Origin of the sequence: Fonticella tunisiensis (assembly GCF_004364155.1) — a bacterium.
Lineage (GTDB): Bacteria > Bacillota > Clostridia > Clostridiales > Caloramatoraceae > Fonticella > Fonticella tunisiensis.
Map to the genome: position 1 here is coordinate 1 of NZ_SOAZ01000040.1, position 15444 is coordinate 15444.

The 15444-nt window shown below is 40.0% G+C and carries 14 protein-coding genes and 1 other annotated feature; all 14 genes read left to right on the plus strand.

The genetic code is table 11. The features are described 5' to 3' along the window. The coding region (locus tag EDD71_RS14255; RefSeq protein ID WP_479724202.1) for an EF-Tu C-terminal domain-related protein at positions 1–92 on the plus strand (92 nt) is incomplete at its 5' end. A 226-nt stretch (positions 93–318) separates the two neighbouring features. After that, positions 319–468 (plus strand): 50S ribosomal protein L33, encoded by a 150-nt coding sequence (gene rpmG, locus EDD71_RS14260; protein WP_133629407.1) that lies wholly within the window; start codon positions 319–321, stop codon positions 466–468. Positions 469–517: 49 nt separating this feature from the next. Further along, positions 518–745 (plus strand): preprotein translocase subunit SecE, encoded by a 228-nt coding sequence (secE, locus tag EDD71_RS14265; RefSeq protein WP_133629408.1) that lies wholly within the window; start codon positions 518–520, stop codon positions 743–745. A 35-nt stretch (positions 746–780) separates the two neighbouring features. Then, complete coding sequence (gene nusG, locus EDD71_RS14270; protein WP_133629409.1) at positions 781–1299, plus strand: transcription termination/antitermination protein NusG; 519 nt, start codon at positions 781–783, stop codon at positions 1297–1299. A gap of 31 nt (positions 1300–1330) precedes the next feature. Next, positions 1331–1756: a 50S ribosomal protein L11 gene (gene rplK, locus EDD71_RS14275; protein ID WP_133629410.1), complete on the plus strand. Its 426-nt coding sequence runs from the start codon at positions 1331–1333 to the stop codon at positions 1754–1756. Positions 1757–1821: 65 nt separating this feature from the next. After that, the gene (rplA, locus tag EDD71_RS14280; RefSeq protein WP_133629411.1) at positions 1822–2517 is read left to right on the plus strand and encodes a 50S ribosomal protein L1; all 696 of its coding nucleotides are present in this window, start codon (positions 1822–1824) and stop codon (positions 2515–2517) included. Between the two features lie 67 nt (positions 2518–2584). Next, positions 2585–2711: a sequence feature (ribosomal protein L10 leader region), on the plus strand. A gap of 33 nt (positions 2712–2744) precedes the next feature. After that, complete coding sequence (rplJ, locus tag EDD71_RS14285) at positions 2745–3245, plus strand: 50S ribosomal protein L10 (protein ID WP_133629412.1); 501 nt, start codon at positions 2745–2747, stop codon at positions 3243–3245. 31 nt (positions 3246–3276) lie between these two features. After that, the gene (gene rplL / locus EDD71_RS14290; RefSeq protein WP_133629413.1) at positions 3277–3642 is read left to right on the plus strand and encodes a 50S ribosomal protein L7/L12; all 366 of its coding nucleotides are present in this window, start codon (positions 3277–3279) and stop codon (positions 3640–3642) included. 774 nt (positions 3643–4416) lie between these two features. Next, on the plus strand, positions 4417–8145 hold the full coding sequence (gene rpoB / locus EDD71_RS14300; RefSeq protein ID WP_133629414.1) for a DNA-directed RNA polymerase subunit beta: 3729 nt from the start codon (positions 4417–4419) through the stop codon (positions 8143–8145). A 20-nt stretch (positions 8146–8165) separates the two neighbouring features. Continuing rightward, the gene (gene rpoC, locus EDD71_RS14305; RefSeq protein WP_133629415.1) at positions 8166–11681 is read left to right on the plus strand and encodes a DNA-directed RNA polymerase subunit beta'; all 3516 of its coding nucleotides are present in this window, start codon (positions 8166–8168) and stop codon (positions 11679–11681) included. A 168-nt stretch (positions 11682–11849) separates the two neighbouring features. Further along, the gene (locus EDD71_RS14310) at positions 11850–12092 is read left to right on the plus strand and encodes a ribosomal L7Ae/L30e/S12e/Gadd45 family protein (protein WP_133629416.1); all 243 of its coding nucleotides are present in this window, start codon (positions 11850–11852) and stop codon (positions 12090–12092) included. 63 nt (positions 12093–12155) lie between these two features. Continuing rightward, positions 12156–12536, plus strand: a complete 381-nt coding sequence (gene rpsL / locus EDD71_RS14315; RefSeq protein WP_133629417.1) for a 30S ribosomal protein S12 — start codon at positions 12156–12158, stop codon at positions 12534–12536. 136 nt (positions 12537–12672) lie between these two features. Then, positions 12673–13143, plus strand: a complete 471-nt coding sequence (rpsG, locus tag EDD71_RS14320) for a 30S ribosomal protein S7 (RefSeq protein ID WP_133629418.1) — start codon at positions 12673–12675, stop codon at positions 13141–13143. A gap of 101 nt (positions 13144–13244) precedes the next feature. After that, a complete protein-coding gene (gene fusA / locus EDD71_RS14325; RefSeq protein ID WP_133629419.1) occupies positions 13245–15320 on the plus strand; it encodes an elongation factor G in 2076 nt (691 codons plus the stop codon). Positions 15321–15444 lie beyond the last annotated feature (124 nt).

A 15444-nucleotide genomic window follows, 5' to 3' on the forward strand; every position in this document is an offset into this window, starting at 1 on the left:
CTCCAATCGCTATGGAAGACGGACTTAGATTTGCTATTCGTGAAGGCGGAAGAACAGTAGGAGCTGGAGTTGTTTCCAAGATATTTGAATAATTTGTAAGGGACTGGGGTTACACCTGGTCCTTTTTAAAGTGATTAAATGGATAAAATTCACATAAGATGAAATAATATTACAAAATGATTTTTAACTTGAAAAATCTTCATTTGTAGTTTAAAATAGTGTAGTATTGACAGTATTTATATCTTGTGATATCTTGTAGGAGATGTGTAAACTTTCAGGGTGCTATCGAACTTAGCATCGGACTAGGAGGTGTAGAGGGTGAGAGTAAAGATAACACTTGCGTGCACAGAATGCAAGCAAAGAAATTATAACACAACGAAGAACAAGAAGAATGACCCTGACAGAATAGAGCTTAGAAAGTATTGCAAATTCTGCAGAAAGCATACTGTTCATAAGGAAACAAGGTAATTTAGTTTTATGTAATTCCTCTTTAAAAAACTATTAAGGATGTGAGTTTATGGCAGCTCAAACAAAGGTTGGCAATGTTTTGGGTGCCAATCCGGTTGTAAAATTCTTTAGAGAGCTAAAGGCTGAGTTCAAGAAAATAACCTGGCCGCCAAAGGAAGAAGTATCAAATACTACAGGTGTTGTATTATCAACGGTAGCATTCTTCACTCTTGTTTTATGGTTATTTGATTCAGTGTTTGGTTATATCCTTCGCACTGTGATAAAGTATATTAAGTAAAAGGAGGTAGGGACCTGCCTTAAGTCCCTAAAGCTATGGTAGAAAAAGCAAGGTGGTATGTAATTCATACCTATTCAGGTTATGAAAACAAAGTAAAGGCAAATCTTGAAAAAACCATTGAGAACAGAGGACTTCAAAACCTCATATTTGATATTCAGGTGCCACTGGAAGAGGTTGTAGAAACTAAAAACGACAAGACTAGGGTGGTACAAAGAAAGAAATTTCCAGGTTATGTCCTTGTTAAAATGATAATGACTGATGACTCATGGTATGTAGTTAGAAACACAAGAGGAGTTACAGGATTTGTGGGGCCAGGATCAAAGCCAGTACCACTCACAGAAGAGGAAGTAGAATCTATGGGCATAATTCAGCCTCTAGTAGACATTGATGTAGAGATTGGAGAAAATGTGAAGATTATTTCAGGCCCACTAGAAAACTTTGTAGCGCAAATACAGGAAATTAATCAGGAAAGAAGAAAGATAAAGGCTCTGGTTAACATGTTTGGCAGGGAAACCCCTGTAGAGCTTGATTTTAACCAGATTGAAAAGATATAGCCTTTAGTATTTATAAGGAGGTGCAACAAACATGGCTAAAAAGGTAGTAGGTATGATTAAACTTCAATTGCCTGCAGGAAAAGCAACACCAGCTCCACCGGTAGGACCTGCTCTTGGTCAGCACGGTGTAAACATAATGCAGTTTACAAAAGAATTTAATGCAAAAACTGCAAACCAAGCAGGTTTAATTATTCCTGTAGTAATAACAGTCTACCAGGATAGATCCTTCAGCTTTATTCTTAAGACACCACCAGCTGCAGTTCTTCTTAAGAGGGCAGCAGGAATCGAAAGCGGTTCTGCAGCACCAAACAGAACAAAGGTTGCAAAGGTGTCAATCGATAAGGTTAGGGAGATTGCCGAGCTTAAGATGCCAGACCTTAATGCAGGTTCCCTGGAAGCTGCTATAAGCATGATCAAGGGAACTGCGAGAAGTATGGGCATCGAAGTAGTTGAATAACTCCTTCCCTTCGTGTGAAAGTGGGAGGTAAAAAACCGTTAAAACCACTAAAGGAGGATTAAATTATGAAAAGAGGTAAGAATTATATAGAAAGCACAAAGCTTTTTGATAAAAGTGCTCTTTACTCCGCTCAGGAAGCTATGGATTTAGCTATAAAAACCTCAAAGGCTAAGTTTGATGAAACAATAGAGCTGGCTGTAAAGCTTGGTGTAGATCCAAGACATGCTGACCAGCAGGTTAGAGGAGCAGTTGTTCTTCCACACGGAACTGGAAAGAAGGTTAGAGTTCTCGTGTTTGCAAAGGGAGAAAAGGCTAAGGAAGCAGAAGCCGCAGGTGCGGATTACGTTGGTGCAGAGGAACTTGTTGAAAAGATTCAAAAGGAAAATTGGTTTGACTATGATGTAGTTGTTGCAACACCTGACATGATGGGCGTTGTAGGAAGACTTGGTAGAATCCTTGGACCAAAGGGATTAATGCCAAATCCAAAATCAGGTACAGTTACATTTGATGTAGCAAAGGCTATAGCAGATATTAAAGCAGGTAAGGTTGAATACAGAGTTGACAAGACAGCTATAATTCACGTTCCAATTGGAAAGAAATCCTTCGGAACGGAAAAGCTTCTTGATAACTTTAGGGTTCTTATGGATGCAATAATTAAGGCTAAGCCAGCAGCGGCAAAGGGACAATACATTAAGAGCGTTGTTGTTTCAAGCACAATGGGACCTGGAATTAAGATCAACCCAGCTAGAGTACTTGAATAGGATAAATCAACCAGTTTGTAAATTGTTGACATGATTAGTGTCAGCTGATATAATATTTTAATGAATGTTAATTAAGTAAATAATACCGTAGACAGTAGGTGCCTTATGGCGTAACGGGAAACCAACCTACCGAGGTTTGAGATATGAAATCAATGGCCTCTCCATGTCTACGGGAGGCCTTTTGTTATTTAGTAAAAGGCCACCATTTCAGGCGAGGAGGTGTACAAATGGGCAACAGAGAAATAAAGGAAGCCAAAGTTAAAGAGATTGTTGAAAAGCTTCAAAGAGCTCAGTCTGCAATCCTTACATCTTACATCGGTATAACGGTTGAAGAGGACACTGAGCTTCGTAAGAAAATGAGAGAAGCTGGTGTTGAATACAGAGTTGTAAAAAACACTCTTACTTCAAGGGCTGTAAAGGAATTAGGATATGAAGGCCTTGATCAATATCTTGCGGGACCTGTTGCTATAGCATTTGGATATGATGATCCTACAACTCCAGCAAGAATACTTGCTGATTTCGCAAAGGATCATAAGGCAATAGAACTTAAGGCTGGTATAGTTCAAGGTGAAATATTTGATACAGCAAAGGTTGTTGAGCTTTCAAAGATACCACCAAGAGAAGTTCTTCTTTCAAGACTTCTTGGCAGCATGAAGGCTCCATTGTCAAACTTTGCATACGCATTAGCTGCATTAAGAGACAAGATGGAAGGCGAAGCAAACGCTTAATAAATAGTTTAAAATTTATGGAGGTGCAATTATGACAAGAGAAGATATTTTAAAAGCTATAGAAGAAATGACTGTTCTTGAACTAAATGAATTAGTAAAGGCATTTGAGGAAAAGTTTGGAGTTAGCGCAGCAGCTCCAGTAGCAGTTGTAGGAGCAGCAGGAGCAGCTCCAGCTGCTGAAGAAAAGACTGAATTTGATGTAATTCTTGCTGCAGCAGGTGGAGAAAAGGTTAAGGTTATTAAGGTTGTAAGAGAAATAACTGGGCTTGGACTTAAGGAAGCCAAGGACGTTGTTGACAACGCTCCAAAGCCAATAAAGGAAGGCGTGAGCAAGGAAGAAGCAGAATCCATAAAGGCAAAGCTTGCTGAAGTTGGAGCAACTGTAGAGATTAAGTAATTTAAATAATAAAAATAAAATAAAAATAGGTGCTGATAAAATCAGCACCTATTTTTATTTTAAAATTTGAGAACAATTCATTAAGTTGGGTCAAGATTAATAAAAAATAAAATAACGATGAAAAATATAAGAATTTTAAGAAAGAATATATTTAATTCAAATGTTTGTAACAGAAGTTTCGCAGACTAAAAGCTAAATAGGGCGTAGCCCCTTGATATGTCAAGGTTTAGACGAATAATAATTGAAATATGTAAATTCCGATTTTTACTGGAAAAAATTTAGGGTTTAAAAATGAAAACATCCTTTCTATAATGAATTTTGCAACAAACTAATAGAAAGGATGTTTTCAGATGAACAAAAGTTATTTAAAACAAATGCTTACCTACTTCTCTAAGATATACCATCTTGGAGAAAAAATCAAGGGGTTAAAAGATGGAAGAGTAAATCCTCAAATTGAAACTTCAACTATTTCATTTATAGTTCTGTTCACATTTATCTGTAGACTTAAAAGTTTTAGTAGACTCGAACATTGGTTGGAAAAAGGAACTTGACATGGAATTTGCATTATGATAATATATTAAAATGCACGAATAATGGGTGTATTGTGTTTTAAATTATAAGCTTTTTATATACAAATATGCCAATTTGTATATATCGAATGAAAATTGTTAAGAATATAAAGATAGCTAATATCGATTTTTTTAGCTATTTTTTAAGGAAATACATGGTCACAGTTTTTTGGCCATTTAACTATGCATAAGGGGTGAGATTTTAATGGTACATCCTGTGAAGGTTGGTAGGAGAACCAGAATGAGTTTCTCCAGGATAAGAGAAGTAATAGAAGCACCTAACCTAATCGAGGTACAGCTTAATTCCTACAGGGAGTTCCTTGAGGAAGGACTAAAGGAAGTTTTTGAGGACGTTAATCCTATTACGGATTATACTGGAAACCTTGTTTTAGAGTTTATTGATTACAAACTTGACTATGACAATATAAAATACACCGTAGAAGAATGCAAGGAGAGGGATGCAACATACGCAGCTCCTTTAAAGGTTAAGGTAAGACTTGTAAATAAGGAAACTGGAGAAGTAAAGGATCAGGAAGTATTCATGGGAGATTTTCCTCTCATGACGGATCAGGGTACCTTTGTTATTAATGGTGCAGAAAGAGTTATAGTAAGCCAGCTGGTAAGATCCGCTGGAGTTTACTATGCAGAGACTATAGATAAGTCGGGAAAGAGGCTTTATTCATCCACTGTTATTCCGAACAGAGGCGCATGGATAGAGTATGAAACTGATTCAAACGATATAATTTACGTTAGAATTGATAGAACAAGAAAGCTGCCCCTTACAGTATTTATCAGGGCATTAGGGCTTGGAACCGATGGAGAAATACTTCAGTTCTTTGGAGAAAACGATCAGCTTAGGGCTACAATCGAAAAGGATAATACCAAGACAGTAGAAGAAGGACTTCTTGAAATATATAAGAGATTAAGGCCGGGCGAGCCCCCAACCGTTGAAAGTGCAACAGCTCTTCTTGAAGGTCTGTTCTTTGATCCGAAGAGATATGACCTATCAAGAGTTGGAAGGTATAAGTTTAATAGAAAGCTTTCAATATCAAACAGGCTTGTAGGCCAGGTAGCTGCCCGACCGGTTGTACATCCTAAAACAGGTGAAATACTCGTTGAAGAGGGCCAAAAAATAGATAGAGAAACAGCAGTCAAAATACGTGACCTTGGAATAAACGTAGTAGATGTACTTGTAGATGGAAAGACTTTTAGAATTATTGGAAACAACTTTGTTGATATACATAACCTGGGATTGCCTTATGATTTTTCAAGCCTCAATATTAAAGAGATGGTTCATTATCCAACATTAAAGAAAATACTTGAAGAGTTTAAGGATGAGGATGATATAAAGGATGCAATAAGGCAGAGAATGAACCAGCTTATACCAAAGCATATAATAAAGGATGACATTTTTGCTTCAATCAGCTATAATCTTGGACTTGTATTTGGCATAGGCTATGTGGATGATATAGATCACCTTGGCAACAGAAGGCTAAGATCTGTTGGAGAACTCCTTCAGAATCAGTTTAGAATAGGGCTTTCAAGAATGGAGAGAGTTGTTAAGGAAAGAATGACCATTCAAGACCTTGATGTCGTGACTCCACAGCAGCTTATAAACATAAGGCCGGTAGCAGCTGCTATTAAAGAATTTTTTGGAAGTTCCCAACTTTCACAGTTTATGGACCAGACGAACCCGCTTTCAGAGCTTACAAATAAAAGAAGGCTTTCAGCACTTGGACCAGGGGGTCTTTCAAGGGAAAGAGCAGGATTTGAAGTTAGAGACGTTCACCATTCACATTATGGAAGGATGTGTCCAATAGAAACTCCTGAAGGTCCAAACATAGGACTTATAAACTCACTTGCGACCTATGCAAGGGTTAACGAATATGGTTTCATTGAGGCGCCATATAGAGTGGTAGATAAAAAGAATGGTATCGTTACAGATAAGATCGTTTATTTAACTGCCGATGAGGAAGATCAGTATATAATAGCTCAGGCAAACGAACCGCTGGATGAAGAAGGAAGGTTTATAGACAAGAGAGTTACTGCAAGATCGAAGGAAGAGATAATAGTAGTTTCTCCTTCCGAAGTTGATCTTATGGACGTGTCTCCAAAGCAGATAGTGTCAGTTGCAACTGCCATGATTCCATTCCTCGAAAACGATGACGCAAACCGTGCGCTTATGGGGTCAAACATGCAGCGTCAGGCGGTACCTTTAATAAAGACCTCAGCGCCTATCGTTGGAACGGGAATAGAGTATCAGGCGGCAAGGGATTCAGGGGTTATACCTCTTGCCAAGGCAGACGGTAAGGTAATTAAGGTTACCGGCGACATGATACAGATAAGAAGAGATGATAACGGCAAGATAGATACTTACAAGCTTCTTAAATTTAAGCGTTCCAATCAGGGTACATGTATTAATCAGAGACCTATAGTAAACGAAGGTGACATAGTTAAAAAAGGCGACATTATTGCAGACGGCCCATCAATAGATCAGGGAGAAATAGCCCTTGGTAAGAATGTACTTATAGGCTTTATGACATGGGAAGGTTATAACTATGAGGACGCTATACTTATTTCAGAACAGCTTGTAATGGATGATGTGTTTACATCAATTCATATAGAGGAATATGAATGCGAGGCAAGGGATACCAAGCTTGGACCGGAAGAAATAACGAGGGATATTCCTAACGTAGGTGAAGACGCCTTAAGAGACCTTGATGATAGAGGTATAATAAGAATTGGTGCTGAGGTAAGGGCAGGAGATATTCTTGTTGGTAAGGTTACTCCAAAGGGTGAGACGGAACTTACGGCAGAGGAAAGGCTTTTAAGAGCGATATTCGGTGAGAAGGCAAGGGAAGTTAGAGATACATCCCTGAGAGTTCCTCATGGTGAGGCGGGTATTATAGTTGACGTTAAGGTATTCAGTAGAGAAAAGGGTGATGAATTACCGCCTGGAGTTAATGAACTTGTAAGAGTTTATATAGCCCAAAAGAGGAAGATTTCTGTAGGAGATAAGATGGCAGGACGCCACGGTAATAAGGGTGTTATTTCGAGGGTGCTTCCAGTTGAGGATATGCCATTTATGCCTGATGGAAGACCACTTGAAATTGTTCTTAACCCCCTTGGCGTTCCATCACGTATGAACATAGGTCAGGTACTCGAAGTTCACCTTGGGCTTGCAGCGGCGAAGCTTGGCTGGTATGTTGCAACCCCTGTATTCGATGGTGCGGAGGAAGAAGACATACAGGAATGCCTTAAGATGGCAGGTCTTGATCCGGATGGAAAGATGGTTCTTTATGATGGAAGAACTGGAGAACCCTTTGATAATAGGGTAACCGTTGGCTATATGTATATACTAAAGCTTGCACACTTGGTTGATGATAAGATACATGCAAGATCAACAGGGCCATACTCACTGGTGACCCAGCAGCCCCTTGGCGGTAAGGCACAGTTTGGAGGCCAGAGATTTGGAGAAATGGAAGTTTGGGCGATAGAGGCATATGGTGCTGCTCATACTCTCCAGGAGATACTAACGGTTAAATCGGACGACGTTGTAGGGCGTGTAAAGACCTATGAAGCAATTGTAAAGGGTGAAAACATACCTGAACCTGGAGTTCCAGAATCCTTTAAAGTGCTTATTAAAGAACTTCAATCTCTATGCCTTGATGTTAAGGTATTAACTGACGATAAACAGGAAATCTCAATTAAAGAAGAAATTGAGGATGACCTGGATGAACTGGAAGAGACAATGGAAGGAAGAGATGATCTACCTGTTACACCGATATATGATGACACTGAGGTAAGGGACGACGACTATATTTCAGATGAAGGTGAAGATGATGGTTTTTCACTGGATGACCTTGCAGATATAGGAATTGAACCCAACCTTGATGAAGATCTATCAGATTTTGATGATTTTGATGATAAATAAAATGAAGGGAGGATGTCCCCTTGTTTGAGCTTAATAATTTTGACTCCATTCAAATAGGTTTGGCTTCTCCTGAGAAAATCAGAGAGTGGTCTAAGGGAGAGGTAAAAAAGCCAGAAACTATAAACTACAGGACTTTAAAGCCGGAAAAGGATGGACTTTTCTGCGAAAGAATATTTGGACCTATTAAGGACTGGGAATGCCATTGCGGAAAGTACAAGAGGGTAAGATATAAGGGAATTGTTTGTGACCGCTGTGGTGTTGAGGTTACAAAGTCAAAGGTAAGGCGTGAGAGAATGGGGCACATAGAACTTGCTGCCCCGGTATCTCACATATGGTATTTCAAGGGAATTCCATCAAGGATGGGCCTCATTCTTGACATGTCGCCAAGATCCCTTGAAAAGATTCTCTATTTTGCCGCATACGTTGTAATCGATCCAAAGGATACAGGGCTTGTAAAGAAACAGCTTTTAACTGATAAGGAATACAGGGAAGCTGTTGACAAGTATGGATATGACTCCTTTGTAGCAGGTATGGGGGCTGAGGCGATAAAAGAACTTCTAAAGGAAATAGACCTCGATGCGCTTTCAAAGGAGCTAAGGGCAGAGCTTGAAACAAGCACAGGACAGAAGAGGGTAAGAACAGTTAGAAGGCTTGAGGTTGTTGAGGCTTTTAGAAAATCAGGAAACAGGCCTGAGTGGATGATACTTGATGTTATACCCGTTATTCCACCGGACCTTAGACCTATGGTTCAGCTAGATGGTGGAAGATTTGCAACATCAGACCTTAATGACCTTTATAGAAGAGTTATAAACAGAAATAATAGATTAAAGAGGCTTTTAGATCTCGGAGCACCTGATATAATAGTCAGAAACGAGAAGAGAATGCTTCAGGAAGCAGTTGACGCTCTTATAGATAACGGAAGACGAGGAAGACCTGTAACAGGTCCTGGAAACAGACCTCTTAAGTCCCTTTCCGATATGCTAAAAGGCAAGCAGGGAAGATTTCGCCAGAATCTTCTTGGAAAGCGTGTTGACTACTCGGGACGTTCCGTTATAGTTGTTGGGCCTGAACTTAAGATGTATCAGTGCGGACTTCCAAAGGAAATGGCCCTTGAGCTCTTTAAACCGTTTGTTATGAAAAGGCTTGTTGAAAAAGGTATAGCACACAACATTAAGAATGCAAAAAGAATGGTAGAAAGGGTAAACAACCAGGTATGGGATATACTTGAAGAGGTAATTCAAGACCATCCGGTACTCTTAAACCGTGCCCCAACTCTACATAGGCTTGGTATTCAGGCATTTCAGCCGGTACTTGTTGAAGGCAGGGCAATAAAGCTTCATCCACTTGTATGTACAGCATACAACGCTGACTTTGATGGTGACCAGATGGCGGTTCATGTGCCTCTTTCCGTTGAGGCACAGGCTGAGTCAAGATTCCTAATGCTTGCTGCCCACAACATCCTAAAACCGTCCGATGGAAAGCCAGTTGCAGTACCGTCACAGGACATGGTACTTGGTTCCTACTATTTAACCCTTGAAAAAGAGGGAGATAAGGGAGAAGGCAAGTACTTCTCATCACCTGATGAAGTTCTTCTTGCATATCAGCTTAAGGAAGTTGGGTTGCACGCAAGAATTAATGTTAAGGTTACCAAAGAAATAAACGGTCAAAAGATTTCTAAAATAGTTAAAACTACTCCAGGAAAGATTATATTTAACGAAGCCATTCCACAGGATCTTGGCTTTGTTGACAGAAGTGATCCCGATAAGCTGCTTGATTATGAAATAGATTTCCTTGTTAATAAAAAGCAGCTTGCAAAGATAGTTGACAGGGTTTATAAAAAACATGGACCAACCCAGGCATCTATTACACTTGATAAGATTAAGGCCCTCGGATATCACTACTCTACAATAGGTGCGGTTACCGTTTCAGTTTCGGATATGATAATTCCTGAGGAGAAGAAGACTCTTCTTGCGGAAGCCGATGCAACTGTCGACAACATTCAGAGAATGTATAGAAGGGGCTTTATATCCGAGGAGGAAAGATATGAAAGGGTTATAGATACCTGGACAAAGACAACTGATAATGTTACGGAGGCTCTAATGGCCAGCCTTGACAAGTTCAATCCGATATTTATGATGGCTGACTCAGGGGCGAGAGGTTCAAAGAACCAGATAAGACAGCTCTGTGGTATGAGAGGGCTTATGGCAAATCCATCAGGTAAAATTATAGAGCTTCCAATAAGAGCTAGCTTCCGTGAAGGGCTTAACGTTCTGGAATACTTTATATCAACTCACGGTGCTAGAAAGGGTCTTGCAGATACTGCCCTTAGAACTGCGGACTCTGGATACCTTACAAGAAGGCTTGTAGATGTTTCACAGGATACAATTGTAAGAGAGGAAGACTGTGGAACCGAAAAGGGAATTTATGTAGAAGAAATAAGAGAAGGCAACGAAGTTATAGAATCCCTTAAGGATAGGCTTGTTGGAAGATACGCAGCCGAGGATGTTGTAAACCCGGAAACTGGGGAAATAATAATATCAAAGAATGAGTACATTACAGATGATGTAGCAGATAGGATAATAAATGCAAATATTAAGAAGGTAAAGATAAGAAGTGTGTTCACCTGCAGCACGAGATACGGCGTATGTGCTAAGTGTTATGGTATGAATATGGCTACAGGGGAGAAGGTTAACATCGGTGAAGCGGTAGGTATCATAGCTGCTCAGTCAATAGGTGAGCCTGGTACTCAGCTTACAATGAGAACCTTCCATACAGGTGGAGTTGCAGGTGCTGATATTACCCAGGGTCTTCCCAGAGTCGAAGAGCTATTTGAAGCCAGAAAGCCAAAGGGACTTGCGATCATTACTGAAATATCGGGAACAGTCAAGATTAATGAGGATAGAAAGAAGAGGCTTGTAACTGTCGTAGCCGACAACGGAGAAGAAAAGGTTTATCAGATACCTTATGGTTCAAGGATAAATGTATATGAAGGACAGAGGATAGAATCTGGAGATGCCATAACAGAAGGTTCTGTAAATCCTCATGATATTTTAAGAATAAAGGGAGAAGATGCTGTTAAGTCATACCTCCTTTCTGAAGTTCAAAAGGTTTACAGGCTCCAGGGTGTTGAAATAAACGACAAGCATCTTGAGATAATTATTAAGCAGATGCTCAGAAAGGTTAAAATTGAAGAAGCAGGCGATACCGACCTTCTTCCAGGAAGCCTTGTAGACGTATTTGAATATGAGGAGGAAAACGCTAGGGCAGAGGCACAGGGATTAAGGCCAGCAGTTGGAAAAGTTGCACTCCTTGGAATAACAAAGGCAGCCCTTGCAACAGATTCCTTCCTGTCAGCAGCATCCTTCCAGGAAACTACAAGGGTCCTTACAGATGCAGCTATAAAGGGCAAGATAGACCCGCTTGTAGGACTTAAAGAAAATGTAATCATTGGTAAGCTCATTCCTGCTGGAACTGGTATGACAAGATATAGAAGCATAAAAATTAAAACAGAGGAAGAAAAAACCAGTGAGGAGTAAAACAAGACTAACACCAACAAGGTTGACAGTGTTGAAGTAAAATGTTAAAATTTCATTTGTGTGATCATGACAGTAAAGCCTGAAGTGGCTTTACTGCCTATAATATTTATGTATCCTCTTAAGTGATAGGTATAGCTTCCGTTCACTTAATATAGAGGAGGGGATTATATGAATATTAAGTTACCTGAAAAGAGGGTTGTTGGAGCAAAGCAATCCTTAAAAGCAATTAAAAGCGGCAATGCGAAAATTGTCTATGTTGCTGATGATGCGGATCCAAAGATAATAAATCCTATTGTTGAAGCATGTCAGCAAACTGGCGTAGAGCTTGTTCACATAGAAACTATGCAAAGACTTGGTGCTCTATGTGGAATAGATGTAGGAGCCGCTGCTGCATGTGTTGTCAATGATTAGTCAACAAGCTAATTAATAGCATTATATTTATTTGGCTTTTGAATTTTGGAAGGAGGTGCACATATGCCAACGATTAACCAGCTTGTAAGAAAGGGCAGGGAAAAGATTGAAGAAAAATCAAAATCACCTGCACTTAAAGGAAGCCCTCAAAAAAGAGGTGTATGTACTGTAGTAAAGACTACAACTCCAAAGAAGCCTAACTCAGCTCTTAGAAAGATCGCCAGAGTTAGACTGACAAATGGAATTGAAGTTACTGCATACATCCCTGGAGAAGGACACAACCTTCAGGAACACAGCGTTGTTCTTATAAGAGGAGGAAGGGTAAAGGACTTACCTGGTGTTAGATACCACATTGTAAGAGGCGCTCTTGATGCTGCTGGAGTTGCAAACAGAAAGCAGCAGAGATCCAAGTATGGTACAAAGAAACCAAAGGATAAGAAGTAATTAATAAGATTTTGGTGCTATGTGCAATGCAATAATGAAAAACTCCTTCGGGTTTATATAAATTGCATTTACAGAGCACTTTGCGGCTAAAAAGCCGAGTACCGAGGAATTAATTTGTGTTAAGGAGGGAAGAAAAGTGCCAAGGAAAGGTAGTGTTCCAAAGAGAGACGTTCTTCCAGACCCAATATATGGAAGTAAGGTTGTTACAAAGCTTATAAACCAGGTTATGTGGGATGGAAAGAAGGGTGTAGCACAGAAGATCGTTTATGGTGCCTTTGAAAAGCTTGCTGAAAAAACTGGTAAGGATGCCCTTGAAGCTTTCGAACAGGCGCTTAACAATGTTATGCCACTCCTTGAAGTTAAAGCAAGGAGAATCGGTGGTGCTACTTATCAGGTTCCAATAGAAGTAAGACCAGATAGAAGGCAGACGCTGGGGATAAGACATCTTGTTGAAGCAGCAAGAAAAAGAGGCGAGAAGTACATGAGAGAAAAGCTCGCTGCAGAGTTATTTGATGCTTACAACAACACAGGTGCTGCAGTTAAGAAGAAAGAAGATATGCATAAAATGGCAGAAGCTAACAAGGCCTTTGCTCATTTTAGATGGTAGCAACAAAAATAAAATTGTAAGGTTTGCCCTAAATGTTGTTTATACATTTAGGGTTTCAACCTACTTTAAAAATAATCTCGTGACGGAGAGGAGGAAGAATAGTGCCTAGGCAATTTCCATTAGAGAAACTAAGAAATATAGGTATAATGGCGCACATAGATGCAGGTAAGACAACAACTACCGAGCGTATACTATTTTATACAGGTAGAACATATAAAATAGGCGAAGTTCATGATGGTGCTGCAACAATGGACTGGATGGTGCAGGAGCAGGAAAGAGGTATAACAATTACATCTGCTGCTACAACAGCACAATGGAAAGGCCATGTAATAAACATCATAGACACGCCGGGGCACGTAGACTTCACAGTAGAAGTTGAAAGATCACTTCGTGTACTTGACGGAGCAGTGGCTGTATTCTGTGCTAAAGGCGGTGTTGAGCCACAGTCTGAGACAGTATGGAGACAGGCGGATAAATACGGAGTACCAAGAATAGCCTATGTTAACAAGATGGATATAATGGGAGCCGATTTCTATAGAGTTGTAAAGATGATCAAGGAGAGGCTTGGAGCCAATGCAGTTCCAATACAGCTTCCAATAGGAAAGGAAGACAGCTTCGTTGGTATTATCGACCTTATTAAAAACGAGGCTATAATATATACCGATGACCTTGGAACCCAGGCAGAAGAAACTGAAATTCCAGAGGATATGAAGGACATTGCTGCTGAATACAGAACAAACCTCATGGAGGCAATTGCTGAAACTGATGAAGAACTTATGATGAAGTATCTTGAAGGTGAGGAATTCACTGAGGAAGAGATACATGCTGCAATTAGAAAAGCAACAATAGCAAACGAAATGGTACCAGTTACATGTGGTTCTTCATACAAGAACAAGGGTGTTCAACCAATGCTTGATGCTGTAGTAGCATATCTGCCGTCACCGGTTGATATTCCTGCTATAAAGGGCGTAAATCCTGAAACTGGAGAAGACGACGAAAGGCATGCAAGCGACGATGAACCATTCTCAGCCCTTGCATTTAAGATAATGACTGACCCATTTGTTGGAAAGCTTTGCTTTACAAGAATATATTCCGGTGTTATGACATCGGGTTCATATGTTCTTAACTCAGTTAAGAATAAAAAGGAAAGAATCGGAAGGCTTGTTAAGATGCATGCCAACCACAGAGAGGAAATAGATGAGGTTAGGGCTGGAGATATCGCAGCTGTTATAGGTCTTAAGGATACTACAACTGGAGATACACTCTGCGATCCTGACAAGCCAATAATACTTGAAAGAATGGAATTCCCAGAACCAGTTATAAATGTCGCTATAGAGCCTAAAACAAAGGCTGGACAGGAAAAGATGGGTATTGCACTTTCAAAGCTTGCGGAGGAAGACCCATCCTTCAGAACATATACGGATCAGGAAACTGGCCAGACAATCATAGCTGGTATGGGTGAGCTTCATCTTGAAATCATTGTAGATAGACTTCAAAGAGAATTCAAAGTTGAATGTAATGTAGGTAAACCTCAGGTTGCGTATAAGGAAACTATTAGAAAGTCTGTTAAGGCTGAAGGTAAGTTCGTAAGACAGTCAGGTGGTCGTGGACAGTACGGTCACTGCTGGATTGAGCTTATTCCGCAGGAAAGAGGAAAGGGCTATGAATTTGTTAACAACATTGTTGGTGGTGTTATTCCAAAGGAATATATACCAGCTATAGATAGCGGTATACAGGAAGCCATGAACAACGGTGTTGTTGCTGGATATCCAGTTATAGACTGCAAGGTAGTTTTATTCGATGGTTCATACCACGAAGTTGACTCCTCAGAAATGGCATTCAAGATAGCAGGTTCTATGGCATTTAAGAATGCCATGGCTAAGGCAGACCCAGTTCTTCTTGAACCTATAATGAAGGTTGAAGTTACAGTTCCAGAAGAATACATGGGAGATGTAATGGGAGACCTTAACTCAAGAAGAGGAAGAATAGAGGGTATGGAGCCAATGGGTGGAGCACAGATTATAAGAGCTATGGTTCCACTTTCAGAAATGTTCGGATATGCGACAACTCTACGTTCAAGAACACAGGGTAGAGGAGTATATGTAATGCAGTTTGACCATTATGAAGAGGCACCTAAGAGCATCCAGGATCAGATAGCTGGAGAAAGGGCAAAATAACTAAAATAAATTATTGTTAATTGTATATAAAGGAGGAAAAAATAATGGCAAAGGCACATTTTGAGAGAACCAAGCCACACGTAAACATTGGAACAATCGGTCACGTAGACCATGGAAAGACAAC

Coding starts and splice junctions, on each gene's coding strand:
- secE (WP_133629408.1), top strand. CDS start 518: ATGGCAGCTCAAACAAAGGTTGGCAATGTTTTGGGTGCCAATCCGGTT.
- nusG (WP_133629409.1), top strand. CDS start 781: ATGGTAGAAAAAGCAAGGTGGTATGTAATTCATACCTATTCAGGTTAT.
- rplK (WP_133629410.1), top strand. CDS start 1,331: ATGGCTAAAAAGGTAGTAGGTATGATTAAACTTCAATTGCCTGCAGGA.
- rplA (WP_133629411.1), top strand. CDS start 1,822: ATGAAAAGAGGTAAGAATTATATAGAAAGCACAAAGCTTTTTGATAAA.
- rplJ (WP_133629412.1), top strand. CDS start 2,745: ATGGGCAACAGAGAAATAAAGGAAGCCAAAGTTAAAGAGATTGTTGAA.
- rplL (WP_133629413.1), top strand. CDS start 3,277: ATGACAAGAGAAGATATTTTAAAAGCTATAGAAGAAATGACTGTTCTT.
- rpoB (WP_133629414.1), top strand. CDS start 4,417: ATGGTACATCCTGTGAAGGTTGGTAGGAGAACCAGAATGAGTTTCTCC.
- EDD71_RS14310 (WP_133629416.1), top strand. CDS start 11,850: ATGAATATTAAGTTACCTGAAAAGAGGGTTGTTGGAGCAAAGCAATCC.
- rpsL (WP_133629417.1), top strand. CDS start 12,156: ATGCCAACGATTAACCAGCTTGTAAGAAAGGGCAGGGAAAAGATTGAA.